General features: G+C 69.2%; 14 protein-coding genes and 1 pseudogene. 9 read left to right on the forward strand and 6 right to left on the reverse strand.

Annotation, left to right across the window (positions count from 1 at the left end):
* Window positions 1-75: 75 nt before the first annotated feature.
* The 3 genes and pseudogenes from hflX to CPCC7001_RS11745 form a co-directional block, all read right to left on the reverse strand.
* Window positions 76-1,719, reverse strand: a pseudogene (gene hflX / locus CPCC7001_RS11735) (GTPase HflX); the annotation flags it as partial.
* Window positions 1,716-2,369 carry an HAD-IA family hydrolase gene (locus CPCC7001_RS11740; protein ID WP_006911051.1) on the reverse strand — a complete coding sequence of 218 codons (654 nt, stop codon included), beginning with the start codon at window positions 2,367-2,369 and terminating at the stop codon, window positions 1,716-1,718. The gene CPCC7001_RS11740 and the pseudogene hflX, both read right to left, overlap by 4 nt.
* The gene (locus tag CPCC7001_RS11745) at window positions 2,366-3,586 is read right to left on the reverse strand and encodes an NAD(P)/FAD-dependent oxidoreductase (RefSeq protein WP_006911146.1); all 1,221 of its coding nucleotides are present in this window, start codon (window positions 3,584-3,586) and stop codon (window positions 2,366-2,368) included. Before CPCC7001_RS11745 ends, CPCC7001_RS11740 begins: the two co-directional genes overlap by 4 nt.
* Before the next feature lie 74 nt (window positions 3,587-3,660).
* On the opposite strand from CPCC7001_RS11745, the gene CPCC7001_RS11750 reads away from it, so the two are divergent.
* Both CPCC7001_RS11750 and CPCC7001_RS11755 read left to right on the forward strand, forming a co-directional pair.
* Window positions 3,661-4,428, forward strand: a complete 768-nt coding sequence (locus CPCC7001_RS11750) for a phosphoadenylyl-sulfate reductase (RefSeq protein WP_006909181.1) — start codon at window positions 3,661-3,663, stop codon at window positions 4,426-4,428.
* Window positions 4,415-5,137 carry a type III pantothenate kinase gene (locus tag CPCC7001_RS11755; protein WP_006909066.1) on the forward strand — a complete coding sequence of 241 codons (723 nt, stop codon included), beginning with the start codon at window positions 4,415-4,417 and terminating at the stop codon, window positions 5,135-5,137. The genes CPCC7001_RS11750 and CPCC7001_RS11755 overlap by 14 nt, the downstream gene beginning before the upstream one ends.
* Here CPCC7001_RS11755 and bcp read toward each other — a convergent pair.
* Window positions 5,115-5,582 (reverse strand): thioredoxin-dependent thiol peroxidase, encoded by a 468-nt coding sequence (gene bcp / locus CPCC7001_RS11760; protein WP_006911170.1) that lies wholly within the window; start codon window positions 5,580-5,582, stop codon window positions 5,115-5,117. The two genes, CPCC7001_RS11755 and bcp, sit on opposite strands and share 23 nt — an antisense overlap.
* A gap of 226 nt (window positions 5,583-5,808) precedes the next feature.
* Between bcp and CPCC7001_RS11765 the strand changes: the two genes are divergently transcribed.
* Entirely contained in the window at window positions 5,809-6,480 is a 672-nt protein-coding gene (locus tag CPCC7001_RS11765; protein ID WP_006911563.1) for an alpha/beta hydrolase, read from the forward strand.
* Window positions 6,481-6,529: 49 nt separating this feature from the next.
* On the opposite strand, the gene CPCC7001_RS11770 is transcribed toward CPCC7001_RS11765, so the two are convergent.
* Entirely contained in the window at window positions 6,530-8,791 is a 2,262-nt protein-coding gene (locus CPCC7001_RS11770; RefSeq protein ID WP_006911080.1) for an AAA family ATPase, read from the reverse strand.
* Between the two features lie 110 nt (window positions 8,792-8,901).
* On the opposite strand from CPCC7001_RS11770, the gene CPCC7001_RS11775 reads away from it, so the two are divergent.
* The 5 genes from CPCC7001_RS11775 (at window position 8,902) to CPCC7001_RS11795 (ending at window position 18,346) form a co-directional block, all read left to right on the forward strand.
* Window positions 8,902-10,011 carry an efflux RND transporter periplasmic adaptor subunit gene (locus CPCC7001_RS11775; protein WP_006911665.1) on the forward strand — a complete coding sequence of 370 codons (1,110 nt, stop codon included), beginning with the start codon at window positions 8,902-8,904 and terminating at the stop codon, window positions 10,009-10,011.
* A 42-nt stretch (window positions 10,012-10,053) separates the two neighbouring features.
* Entirely contained in the window at window positions 10,054-13,482 is a 3,429-nt protein-coding gene (locus CPCC7001_RS11780; RefSeq protein WP_006911475.1) for an efflux RND transporter permease subunit, read from the forward strand.
* On the forward strand, window positions 13,479-13,793 hold the full coding sequence (locus CPCC7001_RS11785; RefSeq protein ID WP_156796763.1) for a hypothetical protein: 315 nt from the start codon (window positions 13,479-13,481) through the stop codon (window positions 13,791-13,793). Before CPCC7001_RS11780 ends, CPCC7001_RS11785 begins: the two co-directional genes overlap by 4 nt.
* Before the next feature lie 94 nt (window positions 13,794-13,887).
* Window positions 13,888-15,045, forward strand: coding sequence for an efflux RND transporter periplasmic adaptor subunit (locus CPCC7001_RS11790; RefSeq protein WP_050757126.1), 1,158 nt, complete (start codon window positions 13,888-13,890; stop codon window positions 15,043-15,045).
* 7 nt (window positions 15,046-15,052) lie between these two features.
* The gene (locus CPCC7001_RS11795) at window positions 15,053-18,346 is read left to right on the forward strand and encodes an efflux RND transporter permease subunit (RefSeq protein WP_006910895.1); all 3,294 of its coding nucleotides are present in this window, start codon (window positions 15,053-15,055) and stop codon (window positions 18,344-18,346) included.
* Between the two features lie 25 nt (window positions 18,347-18,371).
* Here the strand turns inward: CPCC7001_RS11795 and CPCC7001_RS11800 are convergent, their stop codons facing one another.
* Window positions 18,372-20,033, reverse strand: a complete 1,662-nt coding sequence (locus tag CPCC7001_RS11800; RefSeq protein WP_006911308.1) for an alpha-D-glucose phosphate-specific phosphoglucomutase — start codon at window positions 20,031-20,033, stop codon at window positions 18,372-18,374.
* 201 nt (window positions 20,034-20,234) lie between these two features.
* Here CPCC7001_RS11800 and CPCC7001_RS11805 point away from each other — a divergent pair, with 201 nt between their 5' ends.
* Window positions 20,235-20,660 carry a hypothetical protein gene (locus tag CPCC7001_RS11805; protein ID WP_225867238.1) on the forward strand — a complete coding sequence of 142 codons (426 nt, stop codon included), beginning with the start codon at window positions 20,235-20,237 and terminating at the stop codon, window positions 20,658-20,660.
* The last annotated feature ends 77 nt before the right edge of the window (window positions 20,661-20,737 follow it).

The following is a 20,737-nucleotide window of genomic DNA, read 5'->3' on the forward strand; positions in this document are numbered from 1 at the left end:
GACGGAAGGGGCGCCTGGGCCCGTGATCGCTGATGCTGCCACAGGAGACCCGGCCAGCGGCGGCGGCCAGCTCAGCAGGGCCTCCCGCAGGTGCTGCAGGCCCAGGGCGCCGGTGGCGGACACGAACAGGGCATCGGGCTCGAGGGCCCGGGCCCTGGCGATCTCGCCGGCGGGACAGCGGTCGATCTGGTTGGCCACCAGACGCCTGGGCATGGTGGCACCGAGCGCATCCAGGATGGCGTGAACGGTCTGCCGTTGCTCCGGCCAGGCGGGATCGCTCAGGTCCACCACCAGCAGCAGCCCGTCGGCATCCAGCGTTTCCTCCAGGGTGGAGCGGAATGCTTCCACCAGGGGGGGCGGCAGGTCGCGGATGAAGCCCACGGTGTCGGTGAGCAGCAGGGGCATGGGCCGGATGCCGCTGCCACTCCCAGGCCAGCGCAGCTGCAGGCGGCGGGTGGTGGGATCGAGGGTGGCGAACAGCTTGTTCTCCGCCAGCACCGCCGCCTGGCCCTGGGCACCGGTGAGGGCATTGAGCAGGGAGCTCTTGCCCGCATTGGTGTAGCCCACCAGAGCCAGCCGCCTCTGGCCCCGCCGGCCCCGGCGCAGCCGCTCCCGGTGGGCTTCCAGTTGGCGCACATCGCGCTGCAGCCGGTCGATTCGCCGGGCGATGGCACGCCGGTCCTTCTCCAGCTGCGTTTCGCCCGGTCCACGGGTGCCGATGCCCCCCCCCTGGCGGGAGAGACTGCGCCCGCGCCCGCTCAGGCGCGGCAACCGGTAGCGGAGCTGGGCCAGTTCCACCTGCAGGCGCCCGGCGGCGCTGGAGGCCCGCTGGGCGAAGATGTCGAGGATCAGTTCGCTGCGATCGCTGATCGGAAGATCCAGCAGTCGCTCCAGGTTGCGGGCCTGCACCGGCGTCAGTTCCCGGTCGGTCACCACCAGCGTGGCCCCCAGCCGCCGCGCCTCCAGGGCTGCCTCGGCGAGCTTGCCCTCCCCCCACACCGTCTGCGGGGCGAGCTGGCTGCGGCGCTGCTCCACCACGCCCACCGGCACGCCGCCGGCGCTCCGCACCAGCCCCTCCAGTTCGGCGATCAGCCGCTGGGCGGCCGATCGATCTCCAGGCGTGAGCGCCAGCAGCAGCACCCGTTCGCCCGCCTGCCCGGCCATCGGACGGGGAACCTCCTCCCGCGCCGTTGCGGGTCCGGCGACCCCACCGAGCCCGGGGTCCAGGGGGCCGAGGCTGGCCAGATCTCCCTCCAGCGCCAATTCCCAGGGGGTCGTGGCGCTGCCGCCCGGCCGGTAGATGGCGGCCGCCCAGTGCCCTCCGGCTGCGGGCTGGTCGCCGAAGCGCAACCAGAGGCTGGGCTGAAGATCGAGGCCCACCACGCCTTCCTGGGTGGAGGGAGCCAGCTGCTTGCTGCGGCCGCAGCAGGTGAGCAGCCGCAGGCCGCGGCCCTGGCGCCGTGGGGCGCCGGGCAGTTTCTCCAGCAGGCGACCCGACTGTTCCAGGGGACCCACCCAGAGCAGGCGGCAGAGGCCGCGGCCGTCCACCACCAGGGTGATCGGCAGCTCCAGCTCGCGGCTCTCGGCGGCGAGCCGCTGCAGCCCCAGGGGTTCGGCGATCCCATCCTCCGGATGGCGCCTGTGGCAGAGCCGCTCCAGTCGGCGCCGCTGGGCCGGCCGCAGCCCCGAGGTGCGCCCCGCGACGCTGCCCTGTCTCAAGGTCGCCGGATCAGCACGCAGGCCATCCCCGCTGCGGCGGCACCTGCCTCATCCTCGGGGCTGTCGCCCACATGCCACACCGCCGCGGCATCCAGGCCCAGTTGGTCCAGTGCCTGACGGAAGGGTGCAGGATCCGGCTTCGCGGCACCGGCGCTGCTCGAGACGACCACCGCGTCCAGCCATGGCGCCAGCCCCAGCCTCTCCAGCAGGGGCGCCAGCCGGCTGTCGAAGTTGCTCACCACGGCCAGCCGCAGGCCGCGCCGGTGCCAGCGCTCGAGCAGCGCCGCCACTTCGGGGAACACTCTCCAGGGATCCGCAGTGGCGTACAGGTCGAACAGCTGGTGGCCCAGCGCCGGCGGCACCTGCGTGGCTCCGGCCTGCTCCAGGGTGGTGCTGACAACGGAGCACCACCAGCCGCGCTCCGCCTCCGCCAGGGCCGAGCCCGACAGCTGGGGAAAGGCCAGCGGTGGAGCCGACCGGTAGGCCTGGCGGAAGGCCCGGTCCAGGCTTGCCGGCTCGAGGTGGATTCCGTGCTGGCCGGCGACCTCCGCATAGGTGGTGCCCACCGACTGCCGCAGCCCGATCAGGGTGCCCATGGCATCGAGCAGGAGTCCTTGCGGACGTCCGCCTGGCGGCTGCGTGGCGGTCATGGCTGCCAGTCCGCCAGCCAGCCGGCCGCCACCCGCAGTTGGTGGGTGCGCCTGGGAAGCCGGGTGAGGTAGGCCAGCCGCCGCAGCTGGTAGGCGGCCGCGCCGGCGAGGGTGAGGCCGCCGCCCACCAGGCTCGCCTCACCGATCCCAAGGCTCACCATCTCGCCCAGGTCCTTGAAGCGGAACGGCTCCAGCGGTTCACCCGCCTCGCTGCGCAACAGATTGGCGGCCAGACAGTCGGCCTGCTGGAACGCCACCTGGGCGGTGGCCGGCAAGGGGCCGTCCTCGCTCTCCAGGGCCGCGATGTCGCCGGCGGCAAACAGATGGCTGAAACCCCGCAACCGCAGGCTGGGCTCGCAGCTCAGCCGTCCGCGCCCTTCGCTCCTGACCTCCGGTGTGATGGCGGGGGGCTGGAAGCTGATGCCGGCGGTCCAGATCACCGCCCGCACCGGCAGGCTCTCGGCCCCGCCTGGGCCCTGCAGGTCGAGCTGGTCAGCGCCCACCTCCTGCACCCTGGTGCGGGTGCGCAGGCGCACATCGCGGGCCTGCAGGGCGCGCAGGGCCTGGTCCCGGTTGAAAGCCCGGGCCTGGGGAAGGGCTTCCGGGCCCTGCTCGATCAGCTCCACCAGGGCCGCCCCCTGGAGCAGGTCGGCGAGCTTGCAGGCCAGTTCCACGCCGCTCGGACCGGCGCCCACGATCGCCAGGCGCTGCAGGGGCAGCTGCTGGCTGCGCAGCTCGCCGACCAGCTGGTGCAGCCGCTCCACGTCGGCCAGCGTCCTGAATTCCAGGGCGTGTTCGCGCACGCCGGGGATGCCGAAACTGTTGGTGCTGCCCCCGGTGCTCAGCACCAGCTGGCTGAACCCGAGCGTCCGGCCTCCTTCGGTGCTCACCGACCGCGCCGTGGCATCGATGTGGGTGACCCGATCCCGCAGCCAGGCGATCCCCTTGCCCGCCAGCAGGGCGTCGTAGCGCGGGGCGATCTCCCAGCGCCTCAGCTCGCCGCTGAGCAGTTCATAGAGCAGCGGCAGGAAGAGGAAGCGGTCGTTGGGTTCGATCAGCAGCACCGGGGGTGGCTGCCGCTGCTCGGCGAGGGCCAGGGCGGTGTAGAGGCCGGCGAAGCCGCCTCCCACGATCACGATCGGGCCCCCGGCGGGGGAAGGGCCGGCCTGATCGCTGCCCTGGGGATCGTGGCGAGGGGGATCCGTCATGGCCGACATGGCTCTGTAGGGGGCCGCCCACACGCAGGACCGAACCCTAACCAGGGGCCCATCCCAGAGGTGATGATGGAGCGATGGTGACAGCCCAGGCCCCGCTCCTGCCCACCGACCGCGACGGCCAGCCTGTGCCGGTGGAGGCGGCCCGCCAGCGGCTTGAGGGCCTCGCGCCGCTGGAGCAGCTCGCCTGGGCCCAGGACACCTTCGGCAAGGGGTTGGCGGCCACCACCAGCTTCGGGATCCAGTCTGCCGTGCTGCTCCACATGGTGAGCCGGCTGGGGCGACGCAGCGGCACCCCGGTGCCCGTGATCTGGGTGGACACCGGCTACCTGCCGGCGGAGACCTACCAGTACGCCGAGCAGCTCTGCGAGCACCTGGGCCTGGAGCCCCACGTGGCCCAGGCCCGCCTCAGCCCCGCCCGGATGGAGGCGCTGCATGGCCGGCTCTGGGAGACCGGCCGGGTGGAAGACCTCGAGCTTTACCACCGTCTGCGCAAGGTGGAACCTCTCGATCGGGCGATGCGCGATCTGCGGGTGTCCTGCTGGGCCAGCGGCGTCCGTGGCAGCCAGACGGACCATCGCCGCTCGATGCACGTCTTCGATGCGGTGCGGCAGCGCTGGGCCCTGCGGCCCCTGCTGAGCTGGTCCAATCGCGACGTCTACTACTACATGGAGGAACACGGCCTGCCCCAGCATCCGCTCTTCGCCCTCGGCTACTCCACCGTGGGGGACTGGCACTCCAGCGCCCCCGACGACGGCACCACCAACGGCCGCGCCACCCGCTTCGGAGGGTTGAAGCAGGAGTGCGGCATCCACCTGCCCGGCCTGATGGGTGAGGGCATCTGAGCGCGAGGCCCGTCCCCGCCGGGGCCGCTGGCTGCTGATCGGCAACAGCCGCTGGCACTGGGCCGCCCCCACCGCGGAGGGGCTGCAGTGCTGGAGCCGGGAGCCTCGGGGTGCGGACCATCCCACCGGCGAGCACCTGCTGGCCTGGGCCGCTGTGGGGCCAGTGCCGGCGCGAAGCGATCTCGACCCGGGCCGGCGCCTCAGCCTGGCCGATGTTCCCCTCGCCGCGGCACCCCCCTGGCTCGGGGTGGATCGGGCACTGGTGGCCTGGCAGGCCTGGCAGGACTGCGGCCTTCCGGTGCTGGTGGCGGATGCGGGCACGGCCCTGAGCCTCACCCGGGTGGATGGGCTCGGGCGGTTCGCCGGCGGGCGGATCCTGGCGGGAGCGGCCCTGCAGTGGAAGGCGCTCGCCGCTGGTACCGCCCTGCTGCCCGATCTGGAGCCTTCGGCAGGCCCTGGGGTCGATGGGCATCCCCCCGAGGCCGCGTGGCCCTGTGAGACGGCCGCGGCGATGCGGGTGGGGGTGGTGGCCGGCCTGGCGGCGGCCGTTGGGGCCGCCTGGGAGGACGCCCGCCGCGAGGAGCCCCGCTGCCGGCTGCGGATCACCGGGGGGGATGGGGCCGCCCTGGCTGAACGTCTCGGGCTCACCCCGGAGCCCGATCTGGCCCTGCGGGCCCTGGCGCGGCTCAGGCCAGCCCCAGGTCCGTGAGGATGGTGTCGGCCATCGTTTCGGCCTTCACCTTGGTGTAGATGCGCTCGAGCTTGCCCTCCGCATCCACCACGAATGTGTGGCGCATCATGCCCATGTACTCCCGCCCCATGAACTTCTTCAGTCCATAGCTCTCGTAGGCGCTGGCCACCGGACAGGGCTCGGCGTCGGTGAGCAGGGTGAAGGGAAGGGAATACTTGGCGATGAACTTGCTGTGGCTGGCCGCGCCGTCCTTGCTGATGCCGAGCACCTGGATGCCGTGCTCCGCGAAGGCGCTCCACTGATCCCTGAAGTTGCAGGCTTCCTTGGTGCAACCAGGGGTGTCGTCCTTCGGATAGAAGTAGATCACCACCCGCTGTCCACGGAGCGTGGCCAGACTCACGGGCCGACCGTCCTGGTCCGGCAGGGTGAAGTCCGGGGCGGCGTCGCCGATCGCCAGGGCCATGGGTGCTGACAGCTCACTGGCCAGAGCCTACGGGCTGCCCGGGCAGGACCGGGCCGACGGCCCTTCGTGTGGATCGGATGGAGTCCTGGACCTGATCAGGAGTGGTCCTGCGCGCGGCTCCGCCCGTGATGGCGAGGCCAGGTGTCGGTTTGTACACGCGTGCTTGCTCTTGGGAGACAGACGTGTCAGCGATGGCTAGTTTTCGGAGGAGCGATCTTCAACTCTCGTGATCAACCGCCTGCTGGCCGGACTGTTTGTCGGTGCGGCCCTTTCCACTACTGTGCTCCCCGCCTCCGCCGCCGTCGACAACGATCTGCCGGTGCGTTGGAACAGCGGTGGTGCCGTCTGGTCAACCAACCAGGACGCCTTCAACACCTACCTGGAAACCGGTGAGGTGACCGATCGTGGACTGCAGGGCGGCCTCAACGGCTCCGGCTGGACCGCCGATGAAGTGCGCGACGGCATGAACAAGACCTACGACGTGGATCTGATCGGGGTCTCCCGCTTCCTCTACTCCGACGAGGGGGTCAAGTTCCTCAAGAACCAGACCACCAGCTACTTCCCGTACTGGAGCATGACCAATTACTCGGTGCAGGCCCTGCGCGCGGCCATCATCGAGGATGCCGCTGATGGCCAGATCTCCTCGGCCGGGATCATGACCGCCCTGCCCACGGACATGCGTCTGGCTGACTTCTGCAACACCTACACCGGTGCCCAGAATGTCTGCGCCGAGGGCCGTTGCCAGGGCGATGCCCAGTGCACCTCGCTGCTCTCCTGGTACGTGTTCCTGCCCGCCTGCATCCAGGCCAATCAGATGAGCGATCCAGTGGCTGAAGTGCGCGCCACCCCGGCTCCGGCTCCGATGGCCCAGCCCGAGGTGATCCGCGGCCTCTGGTGAGGTCGGGGCATCGAACCTTTCATGAGCCCCGGGTTACCCCGGGGCTTTTTCATGGGCAGGACCCAGGTTCCGCCTCGCCTGCCGCCGCTCCGATCAGCAGGGTGTGCAGCAGCTGTTGCGGCAGGTCGCGACCGATCCGGTGCTCCAGCGCCGCCCCCAACGCCTGCAGCGCCTTGGACGTCTGGGACGCCGTCGTCTTGGAGTCCAGCGTCTCCCCCAGCTCCCGGCGGTAGCGGCTGCCGGGCTCCATCCAGCGTTGCACCAGGGCGGCCTCCAGACGCAGCTGGAGCTGTTCACTCCATTTCTCCTTCCGGATGGCCTGCTGCCGCTGGCGCAGCTGCTGTTCCAGCAGCGCCATTCGCTCCTGCTGGCGGTTGAGGGCCGCCTGCTCGGCCGCCACCAGCGCGGCCAGGGCGGCGGGCTGGCGCTCCCGCGCTGAGGCGCTGTGCTGCAGGGCCTGGGCCGGGCCCAGCTCAGGGTGGCTGAACAGCAGCCGCCACTGCCCCCGCGCGCTGAGCAGGGGCACCAGGGTGTCCACCCAGGCCGTGACCACGCTCTCGGGAACTCCACGCCAGGGGTGGCGGGCGGCGATCCACTCGAAGCGGCCACGCGGGTCACTGCCCAACGCCCGCTGCAGGGCCTGGGGGTCGTCCACCGGCACCACCAGGATCTCCGGCCGCCGCAGCGTGTCCAGCACCTGAAGCTGGGCCCCGAGGCGCTCGGCCTCCGCCTGGCTCGGCACCGTGATCACCACGCCCCCTTCCGGCGTGGCCTCGAGGGGGTCGAGGGCCCAGAGCAGGGAACGGGCCTCCAGGATCAGCACCCGGTCGTGCCGCTGCCAGCGGGCGCCGCTCCAGAGCTGGCGCCGCAGCTGGTCCAGCCGGGCACCTTCGGCCACGGCCTGGCGTTGCAGCCAGCGCTCCAGCTGGGGGTCGTCCGGGCTGCTGCTGAGAATCTCCCCCTGCTCCGCATCGGCTTCGGCGGCGGCGGCCAGCTGGGCCGCGCGCCGCTGCTGGAGGCGGTGGCGCAGCTGCCCCTCCCAGCCCAGGGCGCCGGGCTGCCAGAACAACTCCCCCTGCAGGCCGGACGGGAGGTACTGCTGGGCCACCCAGTGCTCCGCATAGGCGTGGGGATAGCGGTAGCCCACCCCGTCCCCGAAGGCCTGGCCATCCCGGTTGGCATCGCGCAGGTGAGCCGGCACGGCCTGCCGCTGGGCCTGCCGCACGCTGCGCAGGGCGTCGAAGAACCCCAGCACGCTGTTGCTCTTGTCGGTGCCGGCCAGATAGAGCGCGGCCTGGGCCAGGGGATAGAGGCCCTCCGGCAGCCCCACCCGCTCGAAGGCGGCGGCACAGGCCTCCACCACCACGATGGCCTGGGGATCGGCCAGGCCGATGTCCTCGCCGGCGGCGATCAGCATCCGGCGGAAGATGAAGCGGGGGTTCTCCCCGGCCTCCACCATGCGGGCCAGCCAGAACAGGGCGGCATCGGGATCGCTGCCCCGCAGCGACTTGATGAAGGCGCTGATCGTGTCGAAGTGGGCATCCCCCTGCTTGTCGTAGAGCACGGCCCGCTGCTGGATCGACTCCTCGGCGATGGCCAGGTCGATCCGGACCACGCCCTCCGCGTCCGCCGCGGTGGTTTCCACCGCCAGCTCCAGCGCATTGAGCAGGCTGCGGGCGTCGCCGGACGCAACGTCCACGAGATGATCGGCGGCCTCGGGCGTGAGCTGCACCCTGATCCGGCCGTAGCCCGCCGCTTCGTCGCTGAGGGCCCGTTGCAGCAGCTGATGCAGATGGATCGGTTCCAGGGGCTGCAGGCGGAACAGCCGCGACCGGCTCACCAGGGCCTTGTTCACCTCGAAGAAGGGGTTCTCCGTGGTGGCGCCGATCAGGGTGACGGTGCCGTTCTCCACCCAGGGCAGCAGGGCATCCTGCTGGGCGGCGTTGAAGCGGTGCACCTCGTCGATGAACAGCAGCGTGCGCAGTCCGTGCTGCTCCAGGCGTCCCCGCGCCTCATCCACGGCGGTGCGCAGATCCTTCACCCCGGCCAGTACGGCATTGAGGCTGGTGAAATGGGCGCGGGTGGTGCCGGCGATGATGCGGGCCAGGGTGGTCTTGCCGGTGCCGGGCGGACCGTGGAGGATCAGGTTGCCGACCCGGTCGGCGGCGATGGCCCGGCGCAGCAGCCGGCCCGGACCCAGAATGCCCTCCTGGCCCACGAAGTCATCGAGCGTGCGCGGCCGCAGCCGATCCGCCAGGGGCGCCAGGGCACGGCGCCGTTCCTCACCGTGATGGCTGAACAGATCGGCCAAGGGACGCGGCGGCCATGCCGTTGCGGATGTGGACGATCCTGGCGCCTGCCATGCCGGCTCGCATCCCGGCTGCCGACACCTCAGACTGCGCCTATTCACGTGGAAGTCCTGTGCTGGTTCGGCCCACAGCCACCGGAGGCGCCGGCACGGTGCTGGCCGCCGGGGCGCTGTTGCTCACGGCCTGTGCGCCATCCCCGCCGCCGCCGCCGCGGGTGGTGTCGGTGTCGGCCGTCCCGGTGGCCACGGCGCCGTTCCAGGAGGTGGTGGACACCATCGGCACCCTCGAGGCCCTTGAGGAGGTCTCCCTGGCCACCAGGGTGACCGGCCGGATCGAGCGCCTGCTGGTGCGGGAGGGGCAGCTGGTGCAGCAGGGCCAGCCGATCCTGCAGCTGGATCAGACCCAGCCCCGCGCCCAGCTGGCTGCGGCGCGCGAGGAGCGCGACAACCTCTGCATCGACTTTCGCCGCTTTGATTTTCTGGCCGCCAAGGGAGCGGCCAGCGTGCTCCAGCGGGACAGCTTCCGAGCTCGCTGCCTCCAGGCCAATGAGGACGTGAAGGCCCGGGAGGCCGACCTGGCCTTCAGCAATCTGCGGGCCCCGATCACCGGCGTGGTGAGCGATCTGGAGGTCAAGCAGGGGGATGTGGTCCAGGCCGGAACAACGTTCACCAAGGTGGTGCGCAACGACCGGCTGCTGATGCGCATCGACATTCCGGCCGTGCAGTCGGCCCGGGTGAAGCTGGGCCAGCCGGTGGTGGTGCGCAAGCCCGATGCCAGCGGCACCCTGGCCCGGGGTCGGATCGATTTCGTGGACCCGAACGTCACGGCGTCCAGCCAGGGACTGCTGGTGAAGGCGGCACTGCCCAACCCTTCCGGGGCGCTGCGCACCGGCCTGCGGCTCCAGACCCTGGTGGAGCTGGACCGCCAGATCCTGCCGGCGGTGCCCTTCGCGGCCGTGACCCAGAGCTCCGGCCAGAGCTTCGTGTTTCGCGTGGGCACCATCGACGACCTGAAGCGACAGCCCGGCAAGGCGCCGATCGCCCAGCTCGAGAAGCTCAGCCAGGAAACGCCGGCGACCCGCTTTGCCCTGCAGACGCCGGTGAAGCTCGGTCCACTGCAGAACAACAGCTACGCCGTGCTCGAGGGTGTGACCCCTGGGAGCCAGGTGATCACCACCAACCTGCTCAACCTCCGCCATGGCACAGCGGTGAAGCTCAACTGAAGCTGAAGCCACGGTTCCGCACCGGCCCGTCGATCGTCTCCCGTGTCTCCATCCAACAGCTTCATCATCCGGCCGGTGCTCACCACGGTGTGCAGCCTGATCATCGTGATCGCCGGACTGATCTCCATCCCGGTGCTGCCGATCGAGAACCTGCCGGACATCGCGCCGCCCACGGTGAACGTGAGCTCCCTCTATTCGGGGGCCGATGCCATCACCGTGGAGCAGGGGGTGACGAATGTGCTGGAGCAGCAGATCAATGGGGTGGAGAACATGGACTTCATCACCTCCAGCAGTTCCGCCGATGGTCGTAGTGAAATCACGGTGTCCTTCGCCAGCGGCACCAACGGCGATATCAACCAGGTGAATGTCCAGAACAGGGTGGCTCTGGCCAACCCCTCCTTGCCCGATGAGGTGCGTCAATCCGGTGTGGTTGTCAACAAAGCCTCCAACCAGATTCTGCTGGTCTACAACTTCGTCAGCGAAGACCCGGACACCATCAGCTACTCGGCCGAAACGATCAGCGGCCTGTTGGATCAGAACCTCACCGAACCCATCGGCCGTGTTCCCGGCGTGGGGGAACTGCTCTATTTCGGTGAACGCAGACTGGCCTTCAGGCTCTGGCTCGACCCCGACAAGCTGGCGGCCTTCGGACTCACCTCCAACGACGTGGTGGCGGCCCTGAGCAGCCAGAACCGCCTCGTACCCGCAGGCCAGGTGGGTGGTGAGCCGGCCCCGGCGGGTCAGCAGTTCACCTTCACCGTGCAGCTGCAAGGGCGCCTGCTCAGTGTGGAAGAGTTCAACAATCTGATCATCCGCACCACGCCGGAGGGGAGCATCGTGCGCCTGCGGGATGTGGGCGAAGCCAGCCTCGGTGGTGAGAACTATGCCCTGCAGGCCACCGACATCCGCAGTGTGCCGTCGGTGGGCATGGCGGTGTATCAGCTCGGCGGCACCAATGCGCTGGAAACCTCCAAGGGCATCAAGGCGGTGCTCGACGACTTCGAGGCCACCATGCCGGTGGGCCTGAAGATGGAGAAGATCTACGACAGCACCGACTTCATCAATGCCTCGATCCAGGGGGTGGTGAGCTCCCTGCGGGATGCGGTGATGCTGGTGGTGCTCATCCTGTTTCTCTTTCTACAGGACTGGAAAGCCACCCTGGTGCCCGGCATCGCCATCCCCGTGGCCCTGATCGGCACCTTCGCCCTGGTGAATGCCTTCGGCTTCTCCCTCAATCAGCTCACCCTCTTCGGTCTGATCCTCGCCACCGGCCTGGTGGTGGACGATGCCATCACGGTGATCGAGGACACGTCCACCAAGAAGGCCGAAGGCCGCTCGGCCGTCGAGGCCGCCAAGGGCACCATGGATGAACTGTTCAGCGCCGTGATCGCCACCTCGATCGTGCTGTTCGCCGTGTTCCTGCCGGTGCTGTTCTTCCCCGGGGCCACCGGCTCGATTTACCAGCAGTTCGCCGCCACGATCATCTTTTCGGTGGCCATCTCCACCTTCAACGCCCTCACCTTCTCCCCGATGCTGGCGGCCCTGCTGCTGGCTCAGGAGGGGGAACCCCCGGGCCAGCGCACCTACGCCATCGCCGGTGGATCGATCGGTTTCGTCTATGGCCTGCTCTCCGGGGGCTCCGGTGCCTTGGCCGCCCTCGGCGCTCTCGTGGCGGGGTTGGCGGTGGGCTACGGGGCGAAGTTGGCCACCGGTCTGCCCTTGCGCCTGCCCTTCGTGATCGGCGGTGCGGTCAGCGGCCTTCTCTTCGCGGGCGTCGGAAGGCCCATCGCCGTGCTGCTGTTCACGGCGCTCGGAATCGCCGCCGGCTGGTTCACCCCTGCCATCTTTCGCCGTTTCAATCGGGTCTACGCCGGTTTGGAGGGGCGCTACCACGGCCTGCTGGAGTGGGTGCTGGGGCGTCGACGGCTGGTGATGGCCGTGCTGGCTGGCGGCATCGTGCTCACCGGGTTCGCCTTCACCGCCATTCCCGGCGGCTTCGTGCCCGTGGAGGACCAGGGCTACGCCGTGGGCATCCTGCAGGCGCCGGATGGCGGCTCGATTCAGGTGACCGCGGCGATCAACCGCAAGGTGAGCGCCATCCTGCGGGAGGAGAAGGACATCACCTCGGCCGCGATCTTCAGCGGCGCCAGCCTGGAGGGGAACGCCCCCAACAACGGCCTCTTCTTCTTCGGCACCCGCAACTGGTCGGAGCGCCCCAGCGCCGACCAGTCGGTGGGGGCGATCGTGGAGCGCCTCAACCGCCGTTTCGCCGCGGAGATCCAGGAGGCCCGCGTGGTGGTGGTGGAGCCTCCCGCGATTCCGGGCTATGGCACCTCGGGTGGCTTCGAGTTTCAGGTTCTCGACCGGAGCGGCGGCAGCCTCGATCTGCCGGCGTTTTCGGAGGCGGCCGGCCGAATCATCCAGGCGGCCAACGCCGATCCCACCTTCAGCCGCACGCCGCCGGTGCGCACCCAGTTCTCCCCCGCCGCACCTCAGCTGGCCATCGACGTGGACCGTGACCGGCTGGCCTCGCTGGGGGTGGACTTCGGCGAGGCCATGCGCTCCTTCAGCGTCAACTTCGGCGGTCTCTATGTGAACGACACCTTCCAGGAGGGCAGGGTGCGGCGTGTCTTCGTGCAGGCCAGCGACGTCAGCCGGGCCACGCCGGAGCGGCTCAAGGCCCTCTACGTGCGCAACGCCGACGGGGAGCAGATCCCCCTCTCCGAGTTCTTCACCGTGCGGGCGAGTGAAGGGCCCTCCGTGGTGCCCCACTTCAATCTCTACCGCTCGATCAAGGTGGATGGCCAGGCCGCGGCGGGCAAGAGCTCCGGCCAGGCGATCAACACCATGCGCGACATCTTCAAGGTCCAGTCGATTCCCGGTCTTGGTTTCGACTGGACCGGCATCTCCAGGGAGGAGGTGAAGGCCGGCTCCCTGGCCGTGGTGATCTTCGCCCTGGGCATCCTGGTGGTGTACCTGGTGCTGGCGGCCCAGTACGAGAGCTACGCCGATCCCCTGATCATCCTGATGACGGTGCCCACCGCCATGCTGGGGGCGCTGGCGTTCCTGGCGATCCGCGGCGAGGTGCTCAACATCTACGCCCAGGTGGGCCTGGTGATGCTGATCGGCCTGGCGGCCAAGAACGGCATCCTGATCGTGGACCTGGCCAACCAGCGCATGGCGGCGGGGGCCCGGGCGATCGAGGCGGCCCGCGAGGCGGCCCGCTCCCGCCTGCGGCCGATCATCATGACGGCCATCTCCTCCCTGTTCGGCTTCCTCCCCCTGGTGCTGGCCAGTGGCGCCGGCGCCCGCAGCCAGGCGTCCCTCGGCACGGTGGTGTTCGGAGGATTGCTGATCGCCACGGTGCTCTCGCTGCTGGTGGTGCCCGTGTTCTACGTGGTGGTCAAATCGCTGCTGAGGGACGATGCTGAGGGTCGTGAACCCGCTCCCGGAGCGGCATCGGGGCCATGAGTCAGTTCCCTCCTCCCCTGCGTCAGCCTGAGGCGGAGCGGAACCCACTCCCTGTCCCGCGGCCGATGAGTGGCCGCAAGGTGCTGCTGGCGGTTCTGGCCGGCCTGGTGCTCGGTTGGATGATCGGGATGTTCATGGAGTCGATCGTCGCCAACACCCCCAACGACATTGACCCGGATGAGCTGCACCGGCTGCGCTGGCTGCTGGCGGCTGCCGGTGCCTTGAGTGGGCTGGCGATCGAGTCGATCCGGCAGCTCCAGGCGGCGAGCACCGACCCGGCCTACCGCCGCCGCCGCCGTTTCCGCCCCTGACACGGCAACCGCTGGCCTGTCAGCTGGGCTGGTCGCGGGACAATCCCGGAGGGGACCGGTACCGTTGGGCCCACTCCCATCGCCCCTGGTCTGGATGGCGCTTCCAATCCCGGCCGCGGTCATCAGGCCCGGCCAGGTGGTTCTGCCGCTGGCCGCGCTGCTGCTCGTCGCTGGATGTGCCACGAAGCCGACGGCCTCGCGCCAGCCCCTGCAGGTGCAGGTGGCCACCCTGGCCGAGGCCTCCTTCAGCCCGGCGATCGAGGTGATGAGCCGTCTCTCCTCCACCACGGATGTGGCGTTGCGGCCGGAGGTGGACGGGCAGGTGGTGAAGATCCTGGCCAGGCAGGGCCAGCAGGTGCAGGCCGGCCAGCCCATCCTCGTGCTCGACAACGTGCAGGAGGCCGCCGCCCTCGATGCCAGCCGGGCGGAGGCCCGCAAGGACGTGGTGAACGCCGAGCGCTACATCTTCCTGAATCAGCAGGGGGCGGTGTCCACCAAGGACCGCGACTTCTATGTGACCCAGGCCATTCAGAGCCGTGACCAGGCCCGGGCCAAGGCGGCCGATCTCGGCTACAAGTACGTGCGCGCGCCGATCGCCGGGGTGATCGGTGATCTCGACTCCGTGAAGCTCGGCGATTACGTGCGCAAGGGCCAGGCGATCACGGGCATCGTCGACAACAGTGTGCTCTGGACCCTGATGGATGTGCCGGCCACCCAGGCCGGCAGGGTTGAACTGGGGCAGCCGGTGCAGCTGCTCTCCCAGGGGGATCCCCCCGTGAGCGGCACGGGCCGGGTGGTGTTCATCTCGCCCTACTTCGGCGTGAGTGGCAGCAGCACGGCGCCGAACACGGTGCTGGTGAAGGCGGAGTTCCCGAATCTGGGCGGCCGGCTCAAGACGGGCCAGTACGTGCGCAACCGCATCATCACCGGCTCCACCCGCCAGCTCTCCCTGCCCGTGCAGGCGGTGATGATGCAGGCCCAGCAGCCCTTCGTGTACAGAATCGAGCCCCTCAGCACGGTGCTGCCCAAGATCCGGGCCTCCCGGCAGATTCCGGACGCGCAGCGCACCAAGCTGGAGAGCCTGCCCCCCGCCACGCCGATCGTGGTGCAGACGGCCGTGAAGCTCGGCACGCTGGAGGGCAACCGCTATCCCGTGCTTTCGGGCCTGAGCTCCGGTGATCGGGTGGTGGTGAGCAACACGGCCCTGCTGCGCAATGGCATGCCCGTGAGGATTGCAGGCCGCGGATCCTGAGCCGGCCATGTCTCTCTCCGACACCTTCATCAAGCGGCCGGTTCTCACCACGGTCTGCAGCATCCTGATCGTGCTGATCGGTCTGATCGCGATTCCCAGCCTCCCGATCGAGAACCTGCCGCCGATCGCCCCTCCCCAGATCCAGGTCAACGCCACCTATGGAGGGGCCAATTCCCTGGTCACCGAGCAGGCCGTGACCAATGTGCTGGAGCAGCAGATCAACGGCGTTCCTGACGCGGCGTACATCTCCTCACTCACCACCAACACGGGCCAGAGCACGGTGAACGTGTTCTTCGATGAGGGATCGGATATCAACATCGACCAGGTCAACGTGCAGAACAGGGTGTCGCTGGCCATGCCCCAGCTGCCCTCTCAGGTGTCCAGCACCGGCGTGTCGGTGATCCAGACGACGCCATCGATTCTGCTGGCCTACCAGCTGTCATCCACCGAAGGTCAGTTCGATGCGGCCTACCTCAATGGCCTCATCTACCGCGAGCTCTTCTATCAACTGGAGCGCATCCCCGGCGTGGCCCAGGCCTCCCTGTTCGGAGGAAGCACCCCCGCCTTCTGGCTGTTCATCGATCCGGACCGCCTCACCGCCTACCAGCTCACGGCGGATCAGGTGGTGTCCGCCGTTCAGAGCCAGAACACCGTGGCGGTGGGCGGTCTGGTGGGTGGGCCGCCGTCCACCGGCAACCAGGCCTTCACCTACCCGATCCTGGTGGAGAACAACGGCAACCTCGTTTCGATCGAGGATCTCAACCAACTGATCGTGGGCCGCTCGCCGCAGGGGAATCTGCTGCGGCTGCAGGATGTGGGCGAAGCCACCTATGGCTTCAACACCTTTGCCACCCAGGGCGTCAACATCCAGGGCCATCCGGCCATCACGATCGGGGTGTACCAGACCCCCGACAGCAACGCCCTGCAGGTGTCGCAGGCCGTGGTGGCCTTGATGGACCAGTTCGTGGCCAGCCTGCCCCCCGGTGTCACCCTCACCCAGATCTACAACGTTGGGCAGTTCATCGAGTCTGCCGTGGATGGGGTGGTGGATGCCCTCGGGCTCGCCATCGTGCTGGTGCTGGTGATTCTGTTCGTGTTTCTGCAGGATTGGCGCGCCACGGTGGTGCCCAGCCTGGCGATTCCCATCTCCTTGATCGGGGCCTTCGCCTTCATCAAGGCCTTCGGCTTCTCGATCAACCAGCTCACGCTGCTGGGCCTCGTGCTGGCCACCGGACTGGTGGTGGATGACGCCATCGTGGTGATCGAGGCGGTGGCGAAGAACATCGAAACGGGGATGCGGCCGCGCCAGGCCGCGCTGGCCTGCATGGGCGAACTGATCGGCGCCCTGATCGCCACGGCCCTGGTGCTGATGGCGGTGTTCGTGCCGGTGGCGTTCTATCCCGGCGGCATCGGCATCATCTACCGGCAGTTCGCCCTCACGATCGCCTTCTCGATCGCGATTTCGGCCTTCAACGCCCTCACCTTCTCGCCGATGATGGCGGCCCTGGTGATGCGCTCCGGCAAGCCACCAGCGCCCAAGGGATGGGTCTGGCCCGTGGCCGGGGTCGTGGTGGGCCTGGCGTTCGGACGTTTCAGCGCGGCCTCCTTCGGCAACGGGGCCTATCTGGCGGGCGTGCTGGTGTTCGGCCTGGCCGGGAGCCGTCTCGAGCAGATCTTCAGCCTGTTCAATGCGGCCTTTGCCCGGCTGGAGAGAACCTACGCGAGCACGATCGCGCGGCTGATCGAGCACCGCCGCCTCATCCTGATGGGACTGGCGGGGGGCATCGTGGTCACGGTGCTCGCCTTCGGGGCCCTGCCTTCAGCCTTCATCCCCGAGGAGGACCAGGGGTTCGGCCTCGGCATCTACCAGCTCCAGAACGGCGCCTCCCTCACCCAGACCCAGCAGCTCGGCCAGCAGATCGCCGCGGTGCTCAAGGAGGAGGAGGACATCACCTCGGCGGGCATCATCAGTGGGGCAGGCTTCAACGGCAGCAGCCCGGATCAGGGGCTGTTCTTCTTCGGACTCAAACCCCTCGAGGAGCGCTCCGGCCGTGCCCACAAGGCACCGGCCATCGTGGGCCGCCTCAACCAGAAGCTCGGGGGCCTCAGCGGGGGGCTGGCCCGGGCCTCCCAGCCTCCGGCGGTGCCGGGATTCTCGGCCCAGAGCGGCTTCTACTTTCAGTTCAACGATCTCAGCAACGGCGCCTACAGCTTCAACCAGCTCGATGAGCTGGCCCAGAAACTGGTGGCCACCGGGGAGGCCAGCGGTTCCTTCTCCACCCTCTACACCCAGTTCATTCCCAGTGCTCCGGCCTTCGGGCTCAAGATCGATCGCTCCATCCTCGGCAGCCTCAACATCGACTTTCAGCAGGCCATGCAGACGATCGCCGTGCTGGCCGGCGGCAACTTCTCCGGTCTCACCTACGAAAGTGGCCAGGCGCGCAACATCTATGTGCAGGCCGATGCCGGAGGCCGCGGCAAGTTGGACGACATCCTGAGCTATTACGTGCGCAGCAATGACAACCAGCTGATCCAGGTGTCGGAGTTCGCCACGGCGGAGCTCACCAGTGCCCCCCCGGTGATCAGCCACTACAACCTCTACCGCACCATCCTGGTGCAGGGAGCCGAGGCCGCGGGCAAGAGTTCGGGGCAGGCGCTCACGGCCATTCAGACCATCTTCCGCCGTCTCGACTTCAACAACATCGGCTATGCCTTCACGGGCATCGCCGCCCTGCAGCTGTCCGCCGGCAGTGCCAGTGTGCTGGTGTTCGGCCTCGGCGTGCTGATCGTGTATCTCGTGCTCTCGGCCCAGTACGAGAGCTACGTGACGCCCGTGGTGATCCTCATGACCGTGCCCCTGGCCATGCTCGGGGCACTGGTGTTCCTGGCGCTGCGCTCGATCGATCTCAACATCTACGCCCAGGTGGGCCTGGTGACCCTGATCGGCCTGGCCGCCAAGAACGGCATCCTGATCGTGGAGGTGGCCGAGCAGCATCTGGAGGCCGGCATGGAGCCGGCCGCGGCGGCGATGGCGGCGGCCGAATCCCGGTTGCGGCCCATCCTGATGACAGCCATTGCGGCGCTGGCTGGATTCCTGCCCCTGGTGCTCGCCACCACCGCCGGAGCCAACAGCCAGCAGTCGCTCGGCACCGTGATCTTCGGCGGCCTGCTGGTGGCCACCGTGCTCTCCCTGGGCGTCGTGCCTCCCTTCTACGTGCTGATCAAGCAGCTGGAGGCCCGCTGGTTCCCCGCCGCCAGCGAGGACGCCACTGAGGACTCCACCCAGGACGCGATCGGCTGAACGCGATGATCCGGAGGCCCCGTGATCAGGTGATCACCGTGGGCCGCTCCATGCCGGTTCGGCTTCGGATCTCGGCCAGGGCGTCGATGGCGCCGATCAGATCCCCGAGGGCGGCCTGGGGATCCTGGCCGAGGTTGCCGCTGGGCGGCACATAGCGTTCGAGATACACCCGCAGCGTGGCGCCCTGGGTGCCGGTGCCAGACAGCCGCAGCACCACGCGGCTGCCGTCATCCAGCAGCAGCCGCAGGCCCTGGCCCTGGCTCATGGAGCCGTCCACCGGATCGGTGTAGGCGAAATCATCGGCCAGCTGGATGGTGCGGCCCGCGAAGGCCTGGCCCACCAGCGCCGGCTGCATCTGGCGCACCCGGCCGTAGAGGCCGGCGGCGGCCTCGCTGGGGATCGCTTCGTAGTCGTGGCGGGAGTAGTAGTGCCGCCCGTAGCGGGCCCAGTGCTCCTGCATGATCGTGGCCACCGAGCAGCGCCGCCGCGCCAGGATCTGCAGCCAGAAGAGCACGGCCCACAGCCCGTCCTTCTCGCGGATGTGGTGGCTGCCGGTGCCGAAGCTCTCCTCGCCGCAGAGGGTGATCCGGCCGGCATCGAGGAGATTGCCGAAGAACTTCCAGCCGGTGGGCGTCTCGAAGCAGTCGATGCCGAGCGCCTGGGCCACCACGTCGGCGGCGGCGCTGGTGGGCATCGAGCGGGCCACCCCGGCCAGGCCGTCGGCATAGCCCGGGGCCAGGGTGGCGTTGGCGGTGAGCACGGCCAGGCTGTCGCTGGGATTCACGAAACAGTGGTGGCCGAGGATCATGTTGCGGTCGCCGTCGCCATCGCAGGCCGCCCCGAAGCGGTAGCCGTCCCCCTTCAGCAGCAGGTCAGCCAGGTCGTGGGCGTAGGTGAGGTTCGGATCGGGGTGTCCGCCGCCGAAGTCCTCCAGGGGAACCCCATGCCGCACGGTGCCAGCGGGAGCCCCCAGCAGGCCTTCCAGGATTCTGTGGGCGTAGGGGCCCGTCACCGCGTGCATGGCGTCGAAGGCCATGGGGAAATCGTTCCGCAGCAGATCGGCGATGGCGTCGAAATCGAACAGGCCCTGCATCAGGGCCACGTAGTCGTCGACGCCATCGATCACCTCCACCTGGAGGCTGCCCAGGCTCCACTGGCCCGGCGCCTCCAGCCAGCCTCCAGGGCCGGGCTCCACAGGGGCCGCGTCCTCGGCGATGCGGTAGCCCTCCAGCTGCTGGGTCACCGCAAAGATGGCTTCGGTGAGTGATTCCGGCGCGGGGCCGCCGTTGGCGCCGTTCAACTTGACGCCGAAGTCCCCGTCGGGACCACCGGGGTTGTGGCTGGCGGACAGGATGATGCCGCCGATCGCCTGCCGTTGGCGGATCAGATGGGAGGCCGCGGGGGTGGAGAGGATTCCCCCCGTGGTGGTGATCACCCGGGCGACGCCGTGGGCGGCGGCCATGCGGCAGATCACGCCGATGGCCTGGCGGTTGCCGTAGCGGCCGTCGCCGCCCAGCACCAGCGTGCCGCCGGCCACCCCCGGCAGCACGCGGAAGATCGCCTCGATGAAGCTCTCGAGGTAGTGGGGTGTGGCGAACTGACGGCTGCTCTTGCGAAGCCCGGAGGTGCCCGGCTTCTGGTCGCTGAACGGCTGGGCCAGTGACACCTGCCGGACGTTCATGGCCATGGGGAAAGCAGCCTTGCGGGGCCCCAAACTACCCCTCGCCCCCCACGGCACCGGTGTTCTGGCCTACGCCACCGCTGCCGCGTGCCCCGCTCCAGCAGTGGGCGATTCCAGGCTCCCTGACTAGCGTGAAGCGAGTGCACGACGGCCCAGATGCCGATGCGGACGGTGATCCAGGCGATGAGGTTGATCCAGGTGATGCGAATGGCGATCCCGCTGAACCCCCGACCCCTCCAGGCCATGCCCCGCCGCCAAGGCCGAGCCCGGAACCTCCCGCTCGCCTGCGGCGGCATGCTCCTCGGCCTGGCGGCCTCCCTGCCAGCTCTGGGACCTGCTCCGGCCGGTGGCGCCGTGATGGGCGGGGCGCGCGCCCTTCCCTATGCCGAATCGGTGCAGGTCACCCGCAAGGCCGCCGAGGCCGTGCTGGCCCGCAGTGGGGCCGAAAGTTGCCTGCGGGGCAAACTCACCAACGCGCTGCTCGGTCTTTCCGCCAGCTGCGGCGCGGCTGGCCAGCGCAATGCCCTGTGCGAGCTGGCTGATCAGGCGGTGGTGCAACTGCACTGGCCGTTGTCGTTCATGGACGACACCTCCCGACGCCTTCTCGAACTGATCAAGGACGCCGAGGCCTGACGCCGAGGCCTGATGCAGAGGCCTGAGCACGCTCGACCCTGAACACGTTCAACCCTGAAGACTCTCGACGCAGCCTG

This window comes from Cyanobium sp. PCC 7001 (assembly GCF_000155635.1).
In the GTDB taxonomy this organism is placed as follows: domain Bacteria; phylum Cyanobacteriota; class Cyanobacteriia; order PCC-6307; family Cyanobiaceae; genus NIES-981.